Here is a 15,458-nt window from a genome sequence, read left to right on the forward strand (position 1 = left end):
AGGAGTCATTCACATGGCCCGGATACAGGTTGAACGTGCCCATACACTTGGCAAAGAAGTCGCCAGGGCGAAGGCCGACAAGTTGGCGCACAAACTCAAGGAACAATACGGCCTTGAGCCGTCGTGGTCCGGCGATACGCTGAACCTCAAGCGTTCCGGGGTCAAAGGCACGGTGAAAGTAGCCGAGGACTCTTTAAGGGTCGAGGTGGAACTGGGTCTATTGATGTCGGCCATGAGTGGCACCATCAAGTCGGAAATCGAAAAGGCCCTGGATAAGGCACTGGCCTGACCTGTACTTGCAGCGCAAACACTCAACTGTGGCAAGCAGGCTGTTGTGGCGAGGGGGCTCGTCCCCCGCTGGGCTGCGCAGCAGCCCCAATAAGGCACACTGCTAGGCACGAAGTGGTACTTGAGCGCCTTTGAAAGGGCTGCTTGTTAGGGTGCCGATTCTAATTTTTCTCCCTACTTTGTAGTCAGCCCTCAACTCCTGTGGGCAGTTCCTCCACCCTTTTATGCGTGAGGTGCACCATGGCCAAAGTTATTTTGAAGAAAAAAATCGACACCCAAAACAACGCTCTGAGTGAGGTTAAAACCTATGCTCGCAAGATCTGGTTGGCGGGTTTGGGGGCTTACGCGAAGGTCGGCAGCGAAGGCAGCGAGTACTTCAAGGAACTCGTTAAGTCCGGTCAACATGTTGAAAGCAAAGGCAAAAAAGTTGTGAATGAACAACTTGATGCGGCCAACAGTCAGATTGATTACGTCAAGAGCAATGTCTGCGACGTCAAAGGTCGTGTGGAAGTGCAACTGGATAAAGTCGAGAAGGCTTTTGATGCGCGTGTCGCAAGTGCCTTGAATCGTATCGGCATTGCGTCTAAACATGACGTGGAGACACTCTCTGCTAAGCTCGATGAGCTAACGGCATTGCTCGAACGTGTCGCGCGTAAACACTAAGGAGACATCGGATGGCTGTTAAAAAGACTACTCAGAAAGAAGGCAGCTCTTGGGTCGGGAAAGTTGAAGAATACTCCCGCAAGATCTGGCTGGCTGGTTTAGGCGTGTACTCGAAGATCGACAGTGACGGCAGCAAACTCTTCGAGACTTTGGTTAAAGACGGCGAGAAGGCCGAGAAGTTGACCAAGAGCACCGTCGGTAAACAAGTCGATGCGGCCAAGGCGAGCGCCAGCTCTGCCAAGTCCCGTATCAGTGATGCCAAAAAACAGGTCCTGGGTACCTGGGGCGAACTGGAAGGTGCACTCGACAAGCGTCTTAACAGTGCCATTTCGCGCCTGGGCGTGCCTAGCCGCAATGAAGTGAAGGCACTGCACAGCAAGGTCGATACCCTGACCAAGCAGATCGAGAAACTGACCGGCGCCAAAGTGGCTCCCGCCAAAGCGGCGGCAAAACCTGCTGCCAAGCCGGTTGCGAAAACCGCGGCAGCCAAGCCTGCAGCGAAAACCGCAGCCAAACCGTTGGTCAAGGCCGCCGCCAAACCTGCCGCTAAGCCTGCGGCCAAGGCAGCTGCCAAGCCTGCGGCAAAAACGGCCGCGGCCAAACCTGCGGCCAAGAAACCAGTGGCTGCCAAAGCTGCTGCAAAACCTGTGGCCAAGCCAGCCGCGAAACCGGCCGCCAAGCCAGCAGCCAAGCCAGCGGCAAAAACCGCTGCGGCGAAACCTGCGGCCAAGCCCGTTGCAGCCAAACCGGCCGCCAAGCCTGCAGCGGCCAAACCTGCTGCAAAGCCTGCGGCGAAAAAGCCGGCTGTAGCCAAGAAGCCAGCAGCACCAAAGCCAGCCGTTGCGGCCAAACCCGCAACGACGGCATCCGCGACCAACTCGGCCACTGCGCCGACGCCCGCTGCGGCTACCCCGACTGTCACGCCGGTAACCCCGCCTACCAGTCAGTCCTGATCGTTACGGGACACCTGAAAACGCCCGGCCTGCAAAGGTTGGGCGTTTTTTATTGTGCGCAACGAGCTATTTCGCCAGCGCCATCCAAACCCATCAGTTGTAGGTGATTGAAACGGTCACCGCGCTCACCAGCGTGCCTTGGCTGATCGCTGCGCCGGTTTTATGGTACGCCGCCGTGAGCGGGATCACCGCCTTGTGGCTGTTCGTTGCAATCTTGCGGCTGCGTTTGGCCACGTTGCCATTGGCAGCAATCGCAAAAACCGGGGACGCGCGGTGTGCCAACCACAAGGCCGTGCCTTTCGATGTCCCCGTATTGGAAAACAATGCCGGATTGCCGGTCGACGGCGTGCCGGCGAACAGGAACGTCACGTGGCGGATGTCCGATTCGCAATCGGCCGAAATCTCGAAATCAAACGCGCCCGCACTCGGCGCGGCATCGAAGTCGGAGATCTTGATGGCCGGCAGCGTAAAGGTGCGGTTTTCGTCGCCGGCGGCCAGGTTGCACGTGCCGGCCTCGACCTGGCCGTTGAAGTGCAGGGTGCCCGTGGCATTTGCGTGCGCCGTATTGGCCGCGAGGCCAGCCGTCACGGCCAGCAGTAGCGAGAGTCTGCGGGTGCTCATTAGATAGTTCTCCGGGATTCAGTTGTAGGTGATGTTGACGGTAGCGGTGCTGAGGAGGGTGCCTTGGCTGACCGTGCCGTTTGTGTGGTAAGCCGCGCCCAGCGGCAGGACTGCGCGATCGCCGGAAACCACCACCGTGCGTGTGTCGCTGGTGCCGTCGGCGTTGATGTTCTGGACTGCGCCATTGATCCGCGAATACAGCCACAGTGCGACGCCGCCGGCAGTGCCGGTATTGGCGAAGAGGGCGTTGTTGCCCCCGGCGGGGGTGCCGGAAAAACGGAAAGTGACCTGGGAGGCATCCTGGCAGATCGCAGTGAGCTCGAAGTCGCGGGCGCCGGTGAAGGTGGCGTTTTGCAAAGTACTGACCTTGACCGGATCGAGTGCAATGGTGCGGTTGACGTCCCCGGTTGCCAGGTCGCAGGTGGCAGCAGGGCTGACAAACCGCACGGCGTTGCCGAGCAGCAGGGTGAAACTCTCCGGGGTGTTGTCCATCCGGTTCACCCGGATAGCCCCGGCCGGGAGGGTGCCGTCGGTGACCGGCCCGGTTTTATAGAACTTCAGCGTCGCGCCGGTGAAGCTGTGGACTTGTCCTGAGAATCTGCTCTGCTGGTTATGCAATGCGAACGGATAATCGATGCCTGCGGCATTCGTGAGTCTCAGGCGAACGCCCACACCTGGCGCTTCGGTGCGATAGGCGGCTGGGTAGCCGGGGTCTTTGGTCTGGTAGCGCCCGGTGATCGTCAACAGTGTCCAGGTGGGGCAGTTCGTGGTGAAGGCCTGCGCTGTGCCGCTGAAGGTACCACTGAAAATTTCGGCACCCACCGGGAGACTGGCCGGTACGGTGACAGTGGCGGGCATGTTGAGGGTCAGTGTGTCGTTCTGATACCGGTCGCACGCGGCGTGTGCGGCACTCGAGAGGCCGGACATCAGCAGTGTTGCAATGAGTTTGATGGGGTGTTTCATCGTCAGTCCTGCGCTGGGAAATAGGGCGTGTGCGTGGCTGTCTACAACGCGGCGTTGGCTGCATCGCCCCGGCAGGTGCCTGCGTGCAGATGACGCAGCCGCTGGGTGCCAGCCGCCTGCGCCTGGGCGTTCACGTCGTAGTGCAACTGGCACGCGGTGCTGGCGTCGGCGCCCCACCTGACGGTCAATTGGCCCAACGGGCGGGCCACGCGGACAAACGCTTTGCCGCCCTGGCCGACAACCCCGACGCTGGCACCGTCCTCGTCGAACACATCGGCACCGAACGGCAGCGGGCTGCGGTCCTGGCGCGGTGCCGTGATCAATAAGGCCTGACCGCTGATCGTGCCGAATTGCAGCTTGACCACCGAACCGGCGCGGGGCGCCACATTCTGCGAGGCCGTCTTGAGCTCGACATCGACGGGCAGGTCCTTGGGGTCCAGTTCGACGATGTTCTGGCGGTAGGGCGTCAGGTGGGGCACCACGGCAAAGCCGCTGTCGGTGACTTGCGAACGGTGGTGACCATTGATTTGCGCGCCCTGGGCGTCGGGGGCTTGGACGATGCCCAGGGTATCGCCCAGTTCGGGGGCAAAAATCACCCCGCCCGAGTGGGCGACAATGCCCCCGGTCATGCCCAGGGAGGTCGAACGGTAGGCGTCGCTCTGGCCATAACCGGCAGACAGCACGCCATGGTTTGTCTGGTATTTCGCGTCCGCGCTGGTGGTGCTGCCGCTGCCTTGGGCCCGGCTGCGGCTGACGCTGTAGCTCAGTTGACTGTGTTCGCCCAGGCTGCCGCCCAGGCTGATCCGCTCACCGCTGCCTTGGTCGCCGCGGTAGGCCGTGGTAGTCAAGGTTGGCGAGCGGGCGCCGCTGCCCAGTGGCAGGCTCAAGGTGACGTCTACTTGCTGAGTGACCCTTTCACTGAGCACGTCACGGCTGCGTTGGGCGCTGACGGTGTAGTGAAGGCCTTTCCAGGTGCTGCTGTACCCCGCCGTGAACGTCAGGTTGCCCTGCGCGCGGTTCCAGTAGTTTTGTGCAGAACCTGTCAGGTACACCGAACCGCTGCCCACGCCCTGGCTCAGGCTCAGGTCCGTGCGGGCGCGCAGGCGGGTTACGTCGTCCAGGTTCAGCCCGTCGATGGCGAGGTCGCGAATGCGCGCAGCGTCGCCCAGGCTCAGGAAACCGGTGGTGGAGTAACGGTAAGCGCCAAGGGCAAAGTGGGTGCCGGTGTCTGCGAAGTTCTTGCTGTAGCGCAGTTGTACGCTCTGCCCGTCACGGGAGCCGTGACCCGGCAGATAGGCATTTGAATGGGTCAGGTCGACAGACAGCGCACCCCATGGCGTATTGAATGCCGTGCCCAGCAACTGCGATTGGTAGTCGTCACCCATCATGGCGCCGGTGTAGCCGGTCAGCAGATTGTTCAGGCCATGCTGATAAGTGGCCTGCACCAGGCTGGGCGGATGCCGCAGGCCGATTTCATCAAGTTGACCGACACTCAACGAGTGGCGGTGATAGCCGGGACGCAGCAGGTTGGCATTGGCGGCGAACGGCACGATGAACGCGCGCTGGCGCCCATCGGCTTCGGTGATCGTCACGCTCAGGTCGCCGCCATAACCGGTCGGGGAAAAGTCCTTGAGCACAAAGGGGCCGGGCGCGACGGAGACTTCGTCCAACAACACGCCGCGCTGGCGCACGCTGACGCGGGCGTTGGTCTCGGCGACGCCGCGCACCACGGGCGCAAAACCGGTCAGGGAGTCCGGCAGCATGCGGTCATCACTCGACACACTGGCACCGCGCAGGCGCACGCTGTCGAATAGCTCCCCCGGTGTGTAGATTTCGCCCACCATCAACTGTGATTGCCACGCGCTCAGCTCGCGCTGCACATAGGTGGCGTTGCTTTGATAGCCGCTGGCATTGTTGGAGTGGCTGTAACTGGCGTCGTGACGCCAGTGCCAATCACCCAGATTGAGCCCGGTGTTGAGGCCCAGGTACATCGAGCCCTGTGAGCGCCCGCCGGCCTGGGTGCTGAAGGTATTGGCGTTGTAGCGCACAAAGGCGGCATCGATGCCACTGTCCCAGTGCCGTGGGTCGATGTAGCCCCGCGCCTGGCGAGCCAGGTAAACCTGTGGCACCTGCAGGTCCAGGCGGTTTTCGCCTGGGTCAAATTGGCCGCTGGCACCAGGCAGATAAGTGGCGATATCGGCGCAGGGGGCAAATGCGGCGCTGCCCAGGTCGATGCCAAACCGCTGCAGCGCATCACGCTCCAGACACACCTGGGCGCTACGCTGGCCGTCGAGTGCGACGAAGGTCAAGGTTTCGCGTCCGACCCACTGCCCGTTGAGGTGTACCTCGGTGCGGTAACTGCCGGGCAGCACCACGTTACCCTGGTTGAACTTGGCAATATCGACCTGCAAACCCGCCGCTGCACCGGCGAAGAAGGCCGGGTTGAACTCGACGTGTTCGGCACTGTGGGCGCCCATGGCATAGGCGCCGCTCAGCAGCAGGCTAGGCACCAGGGTGTTGAAACTCATATCTACGATTCTCAAAGGCAAGTGCTGTCCAAATCCCGGCATAGGGCGTCCCTACCCCGGGCAATGGGCATTCAGCGAAGGCATGTATCGAAGGGTTAATCCGCGCCGCCCCATATCGCGCGGCGCTTGCTGTGGCCAGCGGGCTTACTGTGGCGAGCGGGCTTGTTGTGGCGAGCGGGCTTGTCGGAACGCCGCATCGCCCGCGCTGGGCTGCGAAGCAGCCCCAACAAAGCCCCCCACAGCTCCCATTACCGATGCCGTCATTGGCCCATCATGGACAGACCTCGGTGGTGTGCCGCACCTTTGCCCCGAAATCATCCAGTGTCTCAAACGCCACAGTCGCGCAGCTGTTCAAAGGCGCGGTGAGCCGAGGTAAGGCGAAGCGCAGGCGGCCACCGGGTATCACCATGTTTTCAGCACCCGAGGCCGCGGGTTCGCGCACGTGCTGCTGCTCTGCCACCTGCACGCGGATCTGTTCGAAGGTCACGTGGTAAGGGCTTGGATTGAACACGTCCAGAGCCTGGCCCTGCTCGGTGGCCACGCGCTGCCACTGCAGCTTGCCGGGCGCGGCCTCGACTCCGTAGGGCAGGTTGGCCGGGCGCAGGAACAGCTTGATGCGTGAGCGGAAAGCCAACTGAAACTGATTGCTCTGTGCAGCGCCCTGGCGCTGTGAGGGCACCTCCAGCAGGTTGAACCAGAACAGGCCTTCCTGGGCCGAGGGCAGGTTCTGGCCGGTATAAGCCAGGCGCACAACCTGTTGCTTGCCCGGCTCCATGCGAAAGATCGGCGGGATGACCACAAAAGGTGCGGTGGCCACGTCCGGGGTGGATTGTTCATCGCCGCTGTCCAGCCACGCCTGGACCAGCACCGGGGCCTGGTTCTTGCTCTCCAGCCGGACGGTCACTTCGTTGTCGTTCTGTGGATAGACAATGCGGGTGCTGTTGACGATAACGCTCGCTTGCACGGCGGCGCTGCTCAACAGCGCAACGGTCAACGTCATGAAGCGGGTGGTGGCACTCATGGCGTGACTCGCTTGGCGGGCGTAGGGCCAAGGTCAACGGAATGGCGTACGCGGGCGCCAAAATCGCTGACCGTGGTGAACTCCACTTTGGCCTCGCCGCGGGGGCGCTGGCGTAGCAGGGGGAGTGCAAACACCTTCACGCCACCACCCGGCAGCAGCAGGCTGTCATCGGCGGCTTTGTTCGGCGCTTTACTGAAGCGTTGGCCATCGCTCAACAACTCGATCGAGGCAAGCGAAATATGGTACGGCGTCGGGTTGCTGGCTTGCAGGGCCAGGCCTTGTTCGTGGACCAGCAGTTGCCATTGCAGTTTTGCCGGCGCGCTGTCGACCGGGTAAGGCAGTGCTTGTGGGCGCAGAAAGACGCGCAAGCGGGTGCGGAATGACAGTTCAATCTGGTTCTTTTGCATCGCGTCGGTGGCAAGCGGCGGCACTTCCAGCACGTTGAGCCAGAACAGGCTTTCGCGGTCCTCGGCTATCGGCTCGCCGGTGTACCGCAGGCGTATCGCCTGTTGCTGGTGGGGCTCGATGCGCAAGATCGGTGGCGACAGGGTGAACGGGGTTTTCGCCGCCGCGGGGGGCGAATGCCGATCACCGGCGTCCAGCCAGGCTTGCACCAGCGCGGGACGTGTCCCTTTGTTCTCCAGGCGCACCACCACCTCCTGCTGTTGCGCGGGGTAGATCACCCGTGTGCCGTGAACAATCACCCCGGCATGGGATGGCGGGGGCAGCAGCAGTAACAAGCAGCAGGCACAGGCGAGCAGCATCCGGCAGTTTGTTGTTTTCATCGTCTGAAATCTCTTCGCATCAGGCAGTACCGACCTGCGCGATTCACGCAGGTCGGCACTGGCAAGGCTGGTTGCGCCCTTACTCGGCGTACTCGATCAAAAAGCCGACACGGGTCTTGACCTTGCCTTCGGTGGCAGGCGCGCTGGCGTACATTTGCGCAGCCAGGGGGATCAGTGCCTGGTTGTCGGCGATCACCACACCGGTGGATTTCTCGCTGTAAAGATTGATCGGCGTGCCATCGCGGTTGGTGACTTCGATCTGTACGTTCTTGGCGTTGCTGCTGTCGGACGGATTATCGTAACCGTCGATGTTCAAGCGCCCGGTTGCCACATCAATGGCCGGGCTGGTCGGGTCAAAGGCCACCATGGCGGTGCGCCCGTTGGTGCAACTGCCTTCGCCGGGGGCGCCAATACGGATGGTGAAGCCCGTGAGGTTGGCGCGATTGCCTGCGACGGCCAGGCGCGCAGCCGACACGCCCCCCAGGTTGATGTCCTTGACCACTGCCCCAGAGCCCGGTGCTGCGCCCTCGATCGTGCAGGTGACATCGGTCACCAGACCGCTGAAGTTGATAACGCCATCTGCTGCGTGGGCGGCTTGTGAAACTGCGGCGGTCAAGGCCAGCGCGGCTGTAAGCGTGGATACAGTGTTGCCTTTCATCGTGTTTCCAGTCGTGAGTCATCGGGGTGGCCCGCCAGTGTTTCAAACGCTGGGTGCTTAAATGGCGGGGAGCCCTAATTTGTCTGTTTGCGCGCGTTGCATCTATAGAGAAGTAGCGAGTTTTGTCTCGTAATTGTTCGAAAACAAAATTAATAAATTTCAGAATTTTCTGTAGTACTAAGAATGGTCTGTAGGTAATTGCTGTAGGCATCTAACTTATTGCTGTGTTGTATTGATCCTAGTGTGTGGCCGGGTATACCGTGCTTGCAGTAACAGATCAGGTATGTGCTGCTGCATTCATTTAAGCGAGGCTATTTATGCCTACTTCAATTGCCACCCCTTATACCGTCATGCTGCTGGACGACCACGCAATGGTCCGCCAGGGCATCGAGCTGGGCTTGCGCAAAGAGACCGATCTGGACGTGGTCGGATCATTCGGAACGGGGCGGGAGTTGTTGGAAGCGCTGGCCCGGCGCCCGGTGGATGTGGTGGTCATGGACTTTATCCTGGCCCCCTCGGACAGCGATGGCATCAGCCTGATCCAGGCGCTGAACAGGCGTTTCAGGCAGTGCCGGCCGTTGATTGTCTGTTCGCACTTCACGCCGGCCACGGTTTCACTGTCATTGAAAGCCGGATGTTGGGGGATTCTGGGTAAAACCCAGAACTTGACGGAGTTGATTACGGCGATTCGCACCGTCGCCCAGGGCCGCATATACCTGCAACCTTGTATGGTGCCAGCCCTGCAGGGCATGCAATCGGTGCTTGAGGTCGCGAGCATGAAGTCGAAAATGGACTTTGCAACGCCGTTGCAATTGAACGCTTGTCTCTCGCCCAAGGAGCAAGAAGTACTGCGGTGTTTTTTGGATGGTATGTCGGTGAACTCAATTGCGGCAAAGTTCTCGCGCAGTGCAAGTACGATCAGTACACAAAAACAATCGGCTTATCGAAAGTTGGGAATCAGCAGCGACAGTGAACTGTTCAAGTTCACGCACCAGTTCCGGAAGTCGGGATAACCTGACGGGAGGCTGAACCTGGCCCCTTCCACAGGTGGGGTTCGGCCTTGACCGTCAAACCGGGTCATCCAGGTAACGCAGGGCGAAACGCTCGGTCGCCAAGCGTGCGGGCATCAACAGGTGCGGGGCCACCAGCATCATCACTTGATAGACCACGACTCGCACCTCAGCCTCGCGATCAAGAATCCGCTGGTAATCCAGGGAAAACAGCAGGGTCATGGTGATCTGCTCCACCAGTTGGCCCAGGGCCTGGGTTTCGCTGACCAACTGGCCTTCGGCCTTGAGCCGCGCCAACAGTGAAGCCAGGGTGCGCTTGAGTGCGGTCAGCAGGTTGCGAATGCCCTTGGCCAGCTTCGGCAAGCGCCCGGCCAGGTTCGACAGGTCCTGGAACAGGAACCGATAGTGCGCCATGCGTTCGACGATCAAGTGCAGGAACAACCAGTAATCCTCCGGCGCCAACTGCACTTGCGCCGGTGGGTCGAGCAGTGGGGCCAGTTCGCCCTGGAAGCGTTCGAACAGCCCGATGACCAGGGGTTCCTTGCCATGGAAGTGGTAATAGAGGTTGCCGGGGCTGATCCCCATTTCATTGGCCACTTCCATGGTTGAAACATTCGGCTCGCCCTTTTGGTTGAACAACTGCAGGGCACATTCAAGGATACGGTCGCGGGTTTTCATCCAGTCTTCTTAGTGTTCAAGGGGCCAGGGTGTCAGCGAACCCGCACATAGGTGCCGGGCGCCGCCTCCATCGGTGGGTAGTTCTGGTTGCCCAGGGCCGTCAGGGTCTCGCGCTGCACCCCGCAGCGTTGCTGGATCCACTCAAGCCACTGCGGCCACCAACTGCCCTCGATATGGCTGGCGTCGTAGTACCAGGCGCGCGGGTCGCTGCTCAGCTTGAGGTTTTCGACAAAGTTGGCCTTGGGGTTGCCCGGGGGGTTGAGGATGCTCTGGATGTGCCCGCTGTTGGAGAGCACGAAGCGTTTTTCACCGCCTAGCAGCAAGGTCGAGCGGTAGACCGCGTCCCACGGCGTGATGTGATCGTTGATTCCGGCCACGCTGAAGCTGTCGACCGTGACTTTCTGCAAATCGATGGGCGTACCACACACTTCCAGGCCACCGGGATGGCTCAGCGGGTTGTGCTTGAAGAAGTCCAGCAGATCGCCGTGCAAGGCTGCCGGCAAGCGGGTGTTGTCGTTGTTCCAGTACAGGATGTCGAACGCCGGTGGTTCCTTGCCCAGCAGGTAGTTGTTGATCCAGTAGTTCCAGATCAGGTCGTTGGGGCGCATCCAGGCGAAGACCTTGGCCATGTCGCGGCCATCCAGCACCCCTTGTTGGTAGGAGCGGCGCTTGGCTGCCTCCAGGGTCTGTTCGTCGGCAAACAGCATGGCGGGGCTGTCGATCTGGCTGTCCAGCAGGCTGACCAGGTAGGTGGCGCTGGCGACCCGGCGTTGTTGGCGCTTGGCCTGCAGGTGGCCTTGCAGGGCCGCGATGGTCAGGCCACCGGCGCAGGCGCCCATCAGGTTCACTTCACGGGCGCCGCTGATTGCCCGGCAGATATTCAGCGCCTCTTCCAGCGCCGCCACATAAGTGGACAGGCCCCATTCGCGATGGCGCACATCCGGGTTGCGCCAACTGACCATAAACACCTGCAGGCCGTTCTTCAGAGCGTACTGCACGAAACTGTTGGCCGGGCTCAAATCGAAAATGTAGTACTTGTTGATTTGCGGCGGCACCACCAGCAGCGGCTTGGCGTACTGTTTTTCGCTCATGGGCTTGTACTGGATCAACTCCAGCAGTTCATTGCGAAACACCACCGAGCCTGGCGTGGTGGCGACTGTCTTGCCCACCTCAAACGCCTGCTTGCTGACCTGGCGCGGCAGGCCGTTGTTGTGCAGCACGTCATCGAACAGATTGCCCATGCCGCGTACCACGCTGTTGCCACCGGAGTTGAGCAACTCCTTGATCGCCAGCGGGTTGAGCAGGGTATTGGACGGCGACACCGCATCGTTGAGCAACGAGAAGACAAAGTGTGCACGCGCGCGATCGTCGTCACTCAAGTGGCTGTCGTCGATCCAGTGCCGGGTCTGTTTCTGCCAGCTCAAATAGGCTTGCAGGCTGCGCCGGTACAGGGGGTTGAGTTTCCAGGTGGGGTCGGCAAAGCGGCTGTCGTGGGGGTTGGGCTCATGTACGGTTTCACCCAATAGCACCCGACCCAGTTGCCCACCCAGCGCCAGGGCATGGCGGGCGCTGTGCAACGGGTTGCGCAAGCCATGGGCCGCGACACTGCGCAGGGTCGACAGCAGATCCCGGCCGCGCAGGCCGGTGATTGCACTTTGTGCATTGATGAACGCGGCGGGTGTGGGGGCCGGGACATTTACGGGTCTGTCACGCATGGGTCAACACTCCTTCGTCAATTCGCCAACAAGCACGCCAGTTCAGAACCATAGTCGGTTCTGGCCAAGTTGCGCGTAAGGGTCGTCCTGACCCGCTACTGCTCAGGTATTGCTGTAGGGCGCCGGCTGCGGATGGATCACCGCACGCAAGCGTTCTTCCTGGAGAAACTTCATGATGATCGGTGCCACCGCTTCGGCCCGGGTAATCAGGAACAGATGGCCGTCGTCGATGATGTGCAACTGCGCATTGGGAATGCGCCAGGCCAGCATGCGCATATTGACCAGCGGGATCAGCGGGTCGTCGTCGCCGGCCAGCACCAGGGTCGGCTGCTTGATTTTGTGCAGCCAGTGAATGCTGGTCCAGCCCAGGCCTGCGAACAATTGCCAGTAGTAGCCCAGCTTGCCCGCCGAGCGCACTTTGCTCGCGTGCTCGGCGGCCAGCTTTGAATCCCGGCGGAACGAGCCGCCATAAATCATTGGCGCGATGCGCACCACGTGGGACGGTTGGATGTAGCGCCGGGGGCTGGCCATCAGCCACAGCACTTTTGGCTTGCCCGGCACCATGAAGGCGCCGGCGGCGGTGGCGGCCAGGATCAGTTTCTTGCAGCGTTCCGGGTAGTCATAGGCAAACTGCTGCGCCAGGGCGCCGCCCCAGGAAACCCCCACGGCATTGACCTGGCCGTAGTCCAGGTAATCGAGCATGCGCGCGGTGAGCTTGGCCAGGCCGGGAAAGCGATAGGGGCGGCTGGGTGTCGACGAGCCGCCGACCCCCGGTACATCGAAGGCAATCACTTCCAGGTCCGGATCCAGGGCCTGGACGAACGGAAACACCAGCTCAAGGTTGGCGCCGATGCCGTTGAAAATCAGCAGTGGCGTCAAGTGAGACTTGCCCGGTCGTACCGCCGTGCGGATGGTCTGGCCATCCAGGTCGATGGTACGGAAGATGAACGGTTGCGGCATGCTCAAACCCTGTGAAGTGTTACTGCTGGAATGCGGCCAATGTAGGAGCGGGCTTGTGTGGGAGCGGGCTTGCCCGCGATGGCATCAACTCGGCCTGATAGATACACCGTGTTGCCTGCATCGCGAGCAAGCCCGCTCCCACCCTGATTGATCCCATTTCAATCGCGCAAAAGTGTTTGCCTTAGCGCTCGTGAACGTATGTGCCGGGTGCAGCCTCTGCCGCTGCGTAGGTCTTGTTACCCAAACTCGTAGGTGCTTTCTTTAGCTTGCCCGAGCGTTCTCCTATCCAGCCTTGCCAGTGCAGCCACCATGAGTCGGTATGTTTGGTGGCGTTTTCCTGCCAGTCCAAGGCCTTCTCGCCCATGCTCTCGCTGGTCTGGTAGCGCGCCTTCGGGTTGCCGGGCGGGTTGAGGATGCTCTGGATATGCCCGCTGCTGGACAATACGAACTCGACCTTGCCGCCAAACAATTGCGCCGACTTGTAGCAGGACTGCCACGGTGTGATGTGGTCGTTGGTGCCCGCCAGCGAGTAGATGTCGGCCGTCACCTGCTTGAGATCGATCGGTGTACCGCACACTTCCAGGGCATTGGCCCGTATCAGCGGGTTGTTCTTGAACAGCTCGATCAGGTCGCCATGGAAGGCCGCGGGCAGGCGCGTGGTGTCGTTGTTCCAGAACAGGATGTCGAACACCGGCGGCTCATTGCCCAGCAGGTAGTTGTTGACCCAGTAATTCCAGATCAGGTCATTGGGGCGCATCCAGGCGAAGACCTTGGCCATGTCCCGGCCTTCCAGGACGCCGGCCTGGTAGGAGTGGCGCTTGGCTGATTCCAGGGTCTGCTCGTCGACGAACAGGGCCACCTGGGTGTCAAGGGTGGTGTCCAGCACGCTCACCAGCAAGGTCAGGGCGTTGACCTTCTTCTCGCCCAGCGCCGCATAGTGGCCCAGCAGCGCGGTGCAAGTGATGCCACCCGAGCAGGCGCCGAGCATGTTGATGTCTTTGCTGCCGGTAATCGCGGTCACCACATCGACCGCCTCTTTGAGCGCCTCGATGTAGGTCGACAGGCCCCATTCGCGCTGGGCCTTGGTGGGGTTGCGCCAACTGACAATAAAGGTCTGCTGGTTATTGCGCAGGCAAAAGCGCGCCAGGCTCTTGTCCGGACTCAGGTCGAATACATAAAACTTGTTGATCTGCGGCGGCACCACCAGCAGTGGCCGTTCGTGCACCTGCTCGGTGATCGGTTTGTACTGGATCAACTCCAGCACGTCATTGCGAAACACCACCGCGCCTTCACTGGTGCCCAGGCTCTTGCCCACTTCAAAGGCGCCCATGTTCACCTGGCTCGGCATGCCGCCGTTATGGACCAGGTCCTTGGCCAGGTGCGAGAGGCCATCGAGCAGGCTCTTGCCACCGGTTTCAAAGAAGCGTTTGACGGCGGCCGGGTTGGCGGCACTGTTGGTTGGCGCCATGGCCTCGGTCATCAGGTTGATGACGAAGTGCCCGCGGCTGATGTCCTGTTCCGACAGGTTGCTGTCGCCGATCCAGTCGTGCAATTCCTTGCGCCACGCCAGATAGGTTTGCAGGTAGCGCTTGTAGAGCGGGTTCTGGCTCCAGGCCGGGTCGTTGAAGCGACGGTCATCGCTTTCCGGGGCAAGTTCGGACTTGCCGAACACCACGTTCTTCAATTCGACGCCAAAGTGGGCGACGTGCTTGACGCTGTGTAACGGTTGCTTGATGGCCTGGGTCAGCACCATCCGCGCAGAAGCCAATAAATCCTTTTTGCGTAACGCGATGATCGGGTTCAGCCCCAGGGTGTTTTCCGAGGCCTGGCGTTTCAAGTCATCGTTATTCTTATTACTCATCTACGACGCTCCATTGTCCGAAAGACGAGTACCGGGTACCGCTGTGCCCCAACTATCGAGGCACAACACAAGCCTGGTACTGCTGCTCGGGTGACCGTTGATACCACATCGTCAAATGCAGGGAACTTGCCAATTCCATTGGTTACCCGAGTTTTATTTAATGCGCAAGCGGGCCAATCGTTGGCCACACGACAGGGCATTCAAGCAGATGAAATTAGAAAATGCCCACTAATGAGCAAGAAGCCTGAGTTAGAGCATCAGCTTGACGACGGACTGGCTCGGGTCGCGGGTTTTTCCGGCCGCCTTGAGCTCGGCAAGATAGTCGGCCCACAACGCGTCCTGACGTACGGCGAGTTGGTAGAGGTATTCCCAGGTGAACAGTCCGCTGTCATGACCGTCATCGAAGGTCAATTTCAGTGCGTACTGCCCGGCGGGTTCGATCTTGGTCAGGCCGACATTCAGCTTGCCAAATTGCAGGATCGGATTGCCGTGGCCCTGGACCTCGGCGGAAGGCGAGTGCACCCGCAGCAGTTCGGCACTCAGGTGATAGACCTCGTCCGGCCCGTAGGTCAGCGACAGGGTCTTGGAGGCTTTGTGCAGGTTGATGGCGGTGGGCATTTTAGACATTGGGGGAACCGCTCATGGATGATCCTGAAGGAACCGGCTTTAAAATGTGGGAGCGGGCTTGCTCGCGAATGCGGTGGGTCAGTCACAGTTGCATAAACTGACCCACCGCATTCGCGAGCAAGCCCGC

The 15,458-nt window shown here is 60.7% G+C and carries 15 protein-coding genes; 4 read left to right on the plus strand and 11 right to left on the minus strand.

The genetic code is table 11. The features are described 5' to 3' along the window. Nucleotides 1-13: 13 nt before the first annotated feature. The 3 genes from C5F71_RS14815 (at nt 14) to C5F71_RS14825 (ending at nt 1,904) form a co-directional block, all read left to right on the plus strand. The gene (locus C5F71_RS14815) at nt 14-289 is read left to right on the plus strand and encodes a polyhydroxyalkanoic acid system family protein (RefSeq protein WP_029296011.1); all 276 of its coding nucleotides are present in this window, start codon (nt 14-16) and stop codon (nt 287-289) included. A 239-nt stretch (nt 290-528) separates the two neighbouring features. Further along, a complete protein-coding gene (locus C5F71_RS14820) occupies nt 529-951 on the plus strand; it encodes a phasin family protein (protein WP_092232866.1) in 423 nt (140 codons plus the stop codon). Nucleotides 952-962: 11 nt separating this feature from the next. After that, nucleotides 963-1,904 (plus strand): phasin family protein, encoded by a 942-nt coding sequence (locus tag C5F71_RS14825; protein ID WP_092232869.1) that lies wholly within the window; start codon nt 963-965, stop codon nt 1,902-1,904. 93 nt (nt 1,905-1,997) lie between these two features. On the opposite strand, the gene C5F71_RS14830 is transcribed toward C5F71_RS14825, so the two are convergent. The 6 genes from C5F71_RS14830 to C5F71_RS14855 all read right to left on the minus strand — a co-directional run bounded on the left by C5F71_RS14830 (nt 1,998) and on the right by C5F71_RS14855 (nt 8,480). Then, nucleotides 1,998-2,525 (minus strand): fimbrial protein, encoded by a 528-nt coding sequence (locus C5F71_RS14830; RefSeq protein ID WP_029296016.1) that lies wholly within the window; start codon nt 2,523-2,525, stop codon nt 1,998-2,000. 18 nt (nt 2,526-2,543) lie between these two features. Continuing rightward, complete coding sequence (locus C5F71_RS14835) at nt 2,544-3,488, minus strand: fimbrial protein (RefSeq protein ID WP_092232872.1); 945 nt, start codon at nt 3,486-3,488, stop codon at nt 2,544-2,546. A 41-nt stretch (nt 3,489-3,529) separates the two neighbouring features. After that, nucleotides 3,530-6,016, minus strand: coding sequence for a fimbria/pilus outer membrane usher protein (locus tag C5F71_RS14840; protein WP_104911409.1), 2,487 nt, complete (start codon nt 6,014-6,016; stop codon nt 3,530-3,532). 271 nt (nt 6,017-6,287) lie between these two features. Beyond that, on the minus strand, nt 6,288-7,037 hold the full coding sequence (locus C5F71_RS14845) for a molecular chaperone (RefSeq protein ID WP_256588152.1): 750 nt from the start codon (nt 7,035-7,037) through the stop codon (nt 6,288-6,290). Then, the gene (locus tag C5F71_RS14850; protein WP_256588160.1) at nt 7,034-7,801 is read right to left on the minus strand and encodes a molecular chaperone; all 768 of its coding nucleotides are present in this window, start codon (nt 7,799-7,801) and stop codon (nt 7,034-7,036) included. Before C5F71_RS14850 ends, C5F71_RS14845 begins: the two co-directional genes overlap by 4 nt. 100 nt (nt 7,802-7,901) lie before the next feature. After that, nucleotides 7,902-8,480, minus strand: a complete 579-nt coding sequence (locus C5F71_RS14855; RefSeq protein WP_104911411.1) for a fimbrial protein — start codon at nt 8,478-8,480, stop codon at nt 7,902-7,904. Between the two features lie 317 nt (nt 8,481-8,797). Here C5F71_RS14855 and C5F71_RS14860 point away from each other — a divergent pair, with 317 nt between their 5' ends. Further along, the gene (locus C5F71_RS14860) at nt 8,798-9,493 is read left to right on the plus strand and encodes a response regulator transcription factor (RefSeq protein WP_256588153.1); all 696 of its coding nucleotides are present in this window, start codon (nt 8,798-8,800) and stop codon (nt 9,491-9,493) included. A gap of 54 nt (nt 9,494-9,547) precedes the next feature. On the opposite strand, the gene C5F71_RS14865 is transcribed toward C5F71_RS14860, so the two are convergent. The 5 genes from C5F71_RS14865 to C5F71_RS14885 all read right to left on the minus strand — a co-directional run bounded on the left by C5F71_RS14865 (nt 9,548) and on the right by C5F71_RS14885 (nt 15,331). Beyond that, nucleotides 9,548-10,168 carry a TetR/AcrR family transcriptional regulator gene (locus C5F71_RS14865; RefSeq protein ID WP_029296031.1) on the minus strand — a complete coding sequence of 207 codons (621 nt, stop codon included), beginning with the start codon at nt 10,166-10,168 and terminating at the stop codon, nt 9,548-9,550. A 32-nt stretch (nt 10,169-10,200) separates the two neighbouring features. Then, entirely contained in the window at nt 10,201-11,883 is a 1,683-nt protein-coding gene (gene phaC / locus C5F71_RS14870; RefSeq protein ID WP_104911412.1) for a class II poly(R)-hydroxyalkanoic acid synthase, read from the minus strand. A gap of 102 nt (nt 11,884-11,985) precedes the next feature. Then, nucleotides 11,986-12,843, minus strand: a complete 858-nt coding sequence (gene phaZ / locus C5F71_RS14875) for a poly(3-hydroxyalkanoate) depolymerase (RefSeq protein WP_029296035.1) — start codon at nt 12,841-12,843, stop codon at nt 11,986-11,988. A gap of 181 nt (nt 12,844-13,024) precedes the next feature. Continuing rightward, nucleotides 13,025-14,704 carry a class II poly(R)-hydroxyalkanoic acid synthase gene (phaC, locus tag C5F71_RS14880; RefSeq protein WP_029296037.1) on the minus strand — a complete coding sequence of 560 codons (1,680 nt, stop codon included), beginning with the start codon at nt 14,702-14,704 and terminating at the stop codon, nt 13,025-13,027. Nucleotides 14,705-14,953: 249 nt separating this feature from the next. Further along, nucleotides 14,954-15,331 carry a gamma-butyrobetaine hydroxylase-like domain-containing protein gene (locus tag C5F71_RS14885; RefSeq protein WP_104911413.1) on the minus strand — a complete coding sequence of 126 codons (378 nt, stop codon included), beginning with the start codon at nt 15,329-15,331 and terminating at the stop codon, nt 14,954-14,956. Nucleotides 15,332-15,458 lie beyond the last annotated feature (127 nt).

It is taken from the genome of Pseudomonas sp. LG1D9 (assembly GCF_002949995.1).
In the GTDB taxonomy this organism is placed as follows: domain Bacteria; phylum Pseudomonadota; class Gammaproteobacteria; order Pseudomonadales; family Pseudomonadaceae; genus Aquipseudomonas; species Aquipseudomonas proteolytica.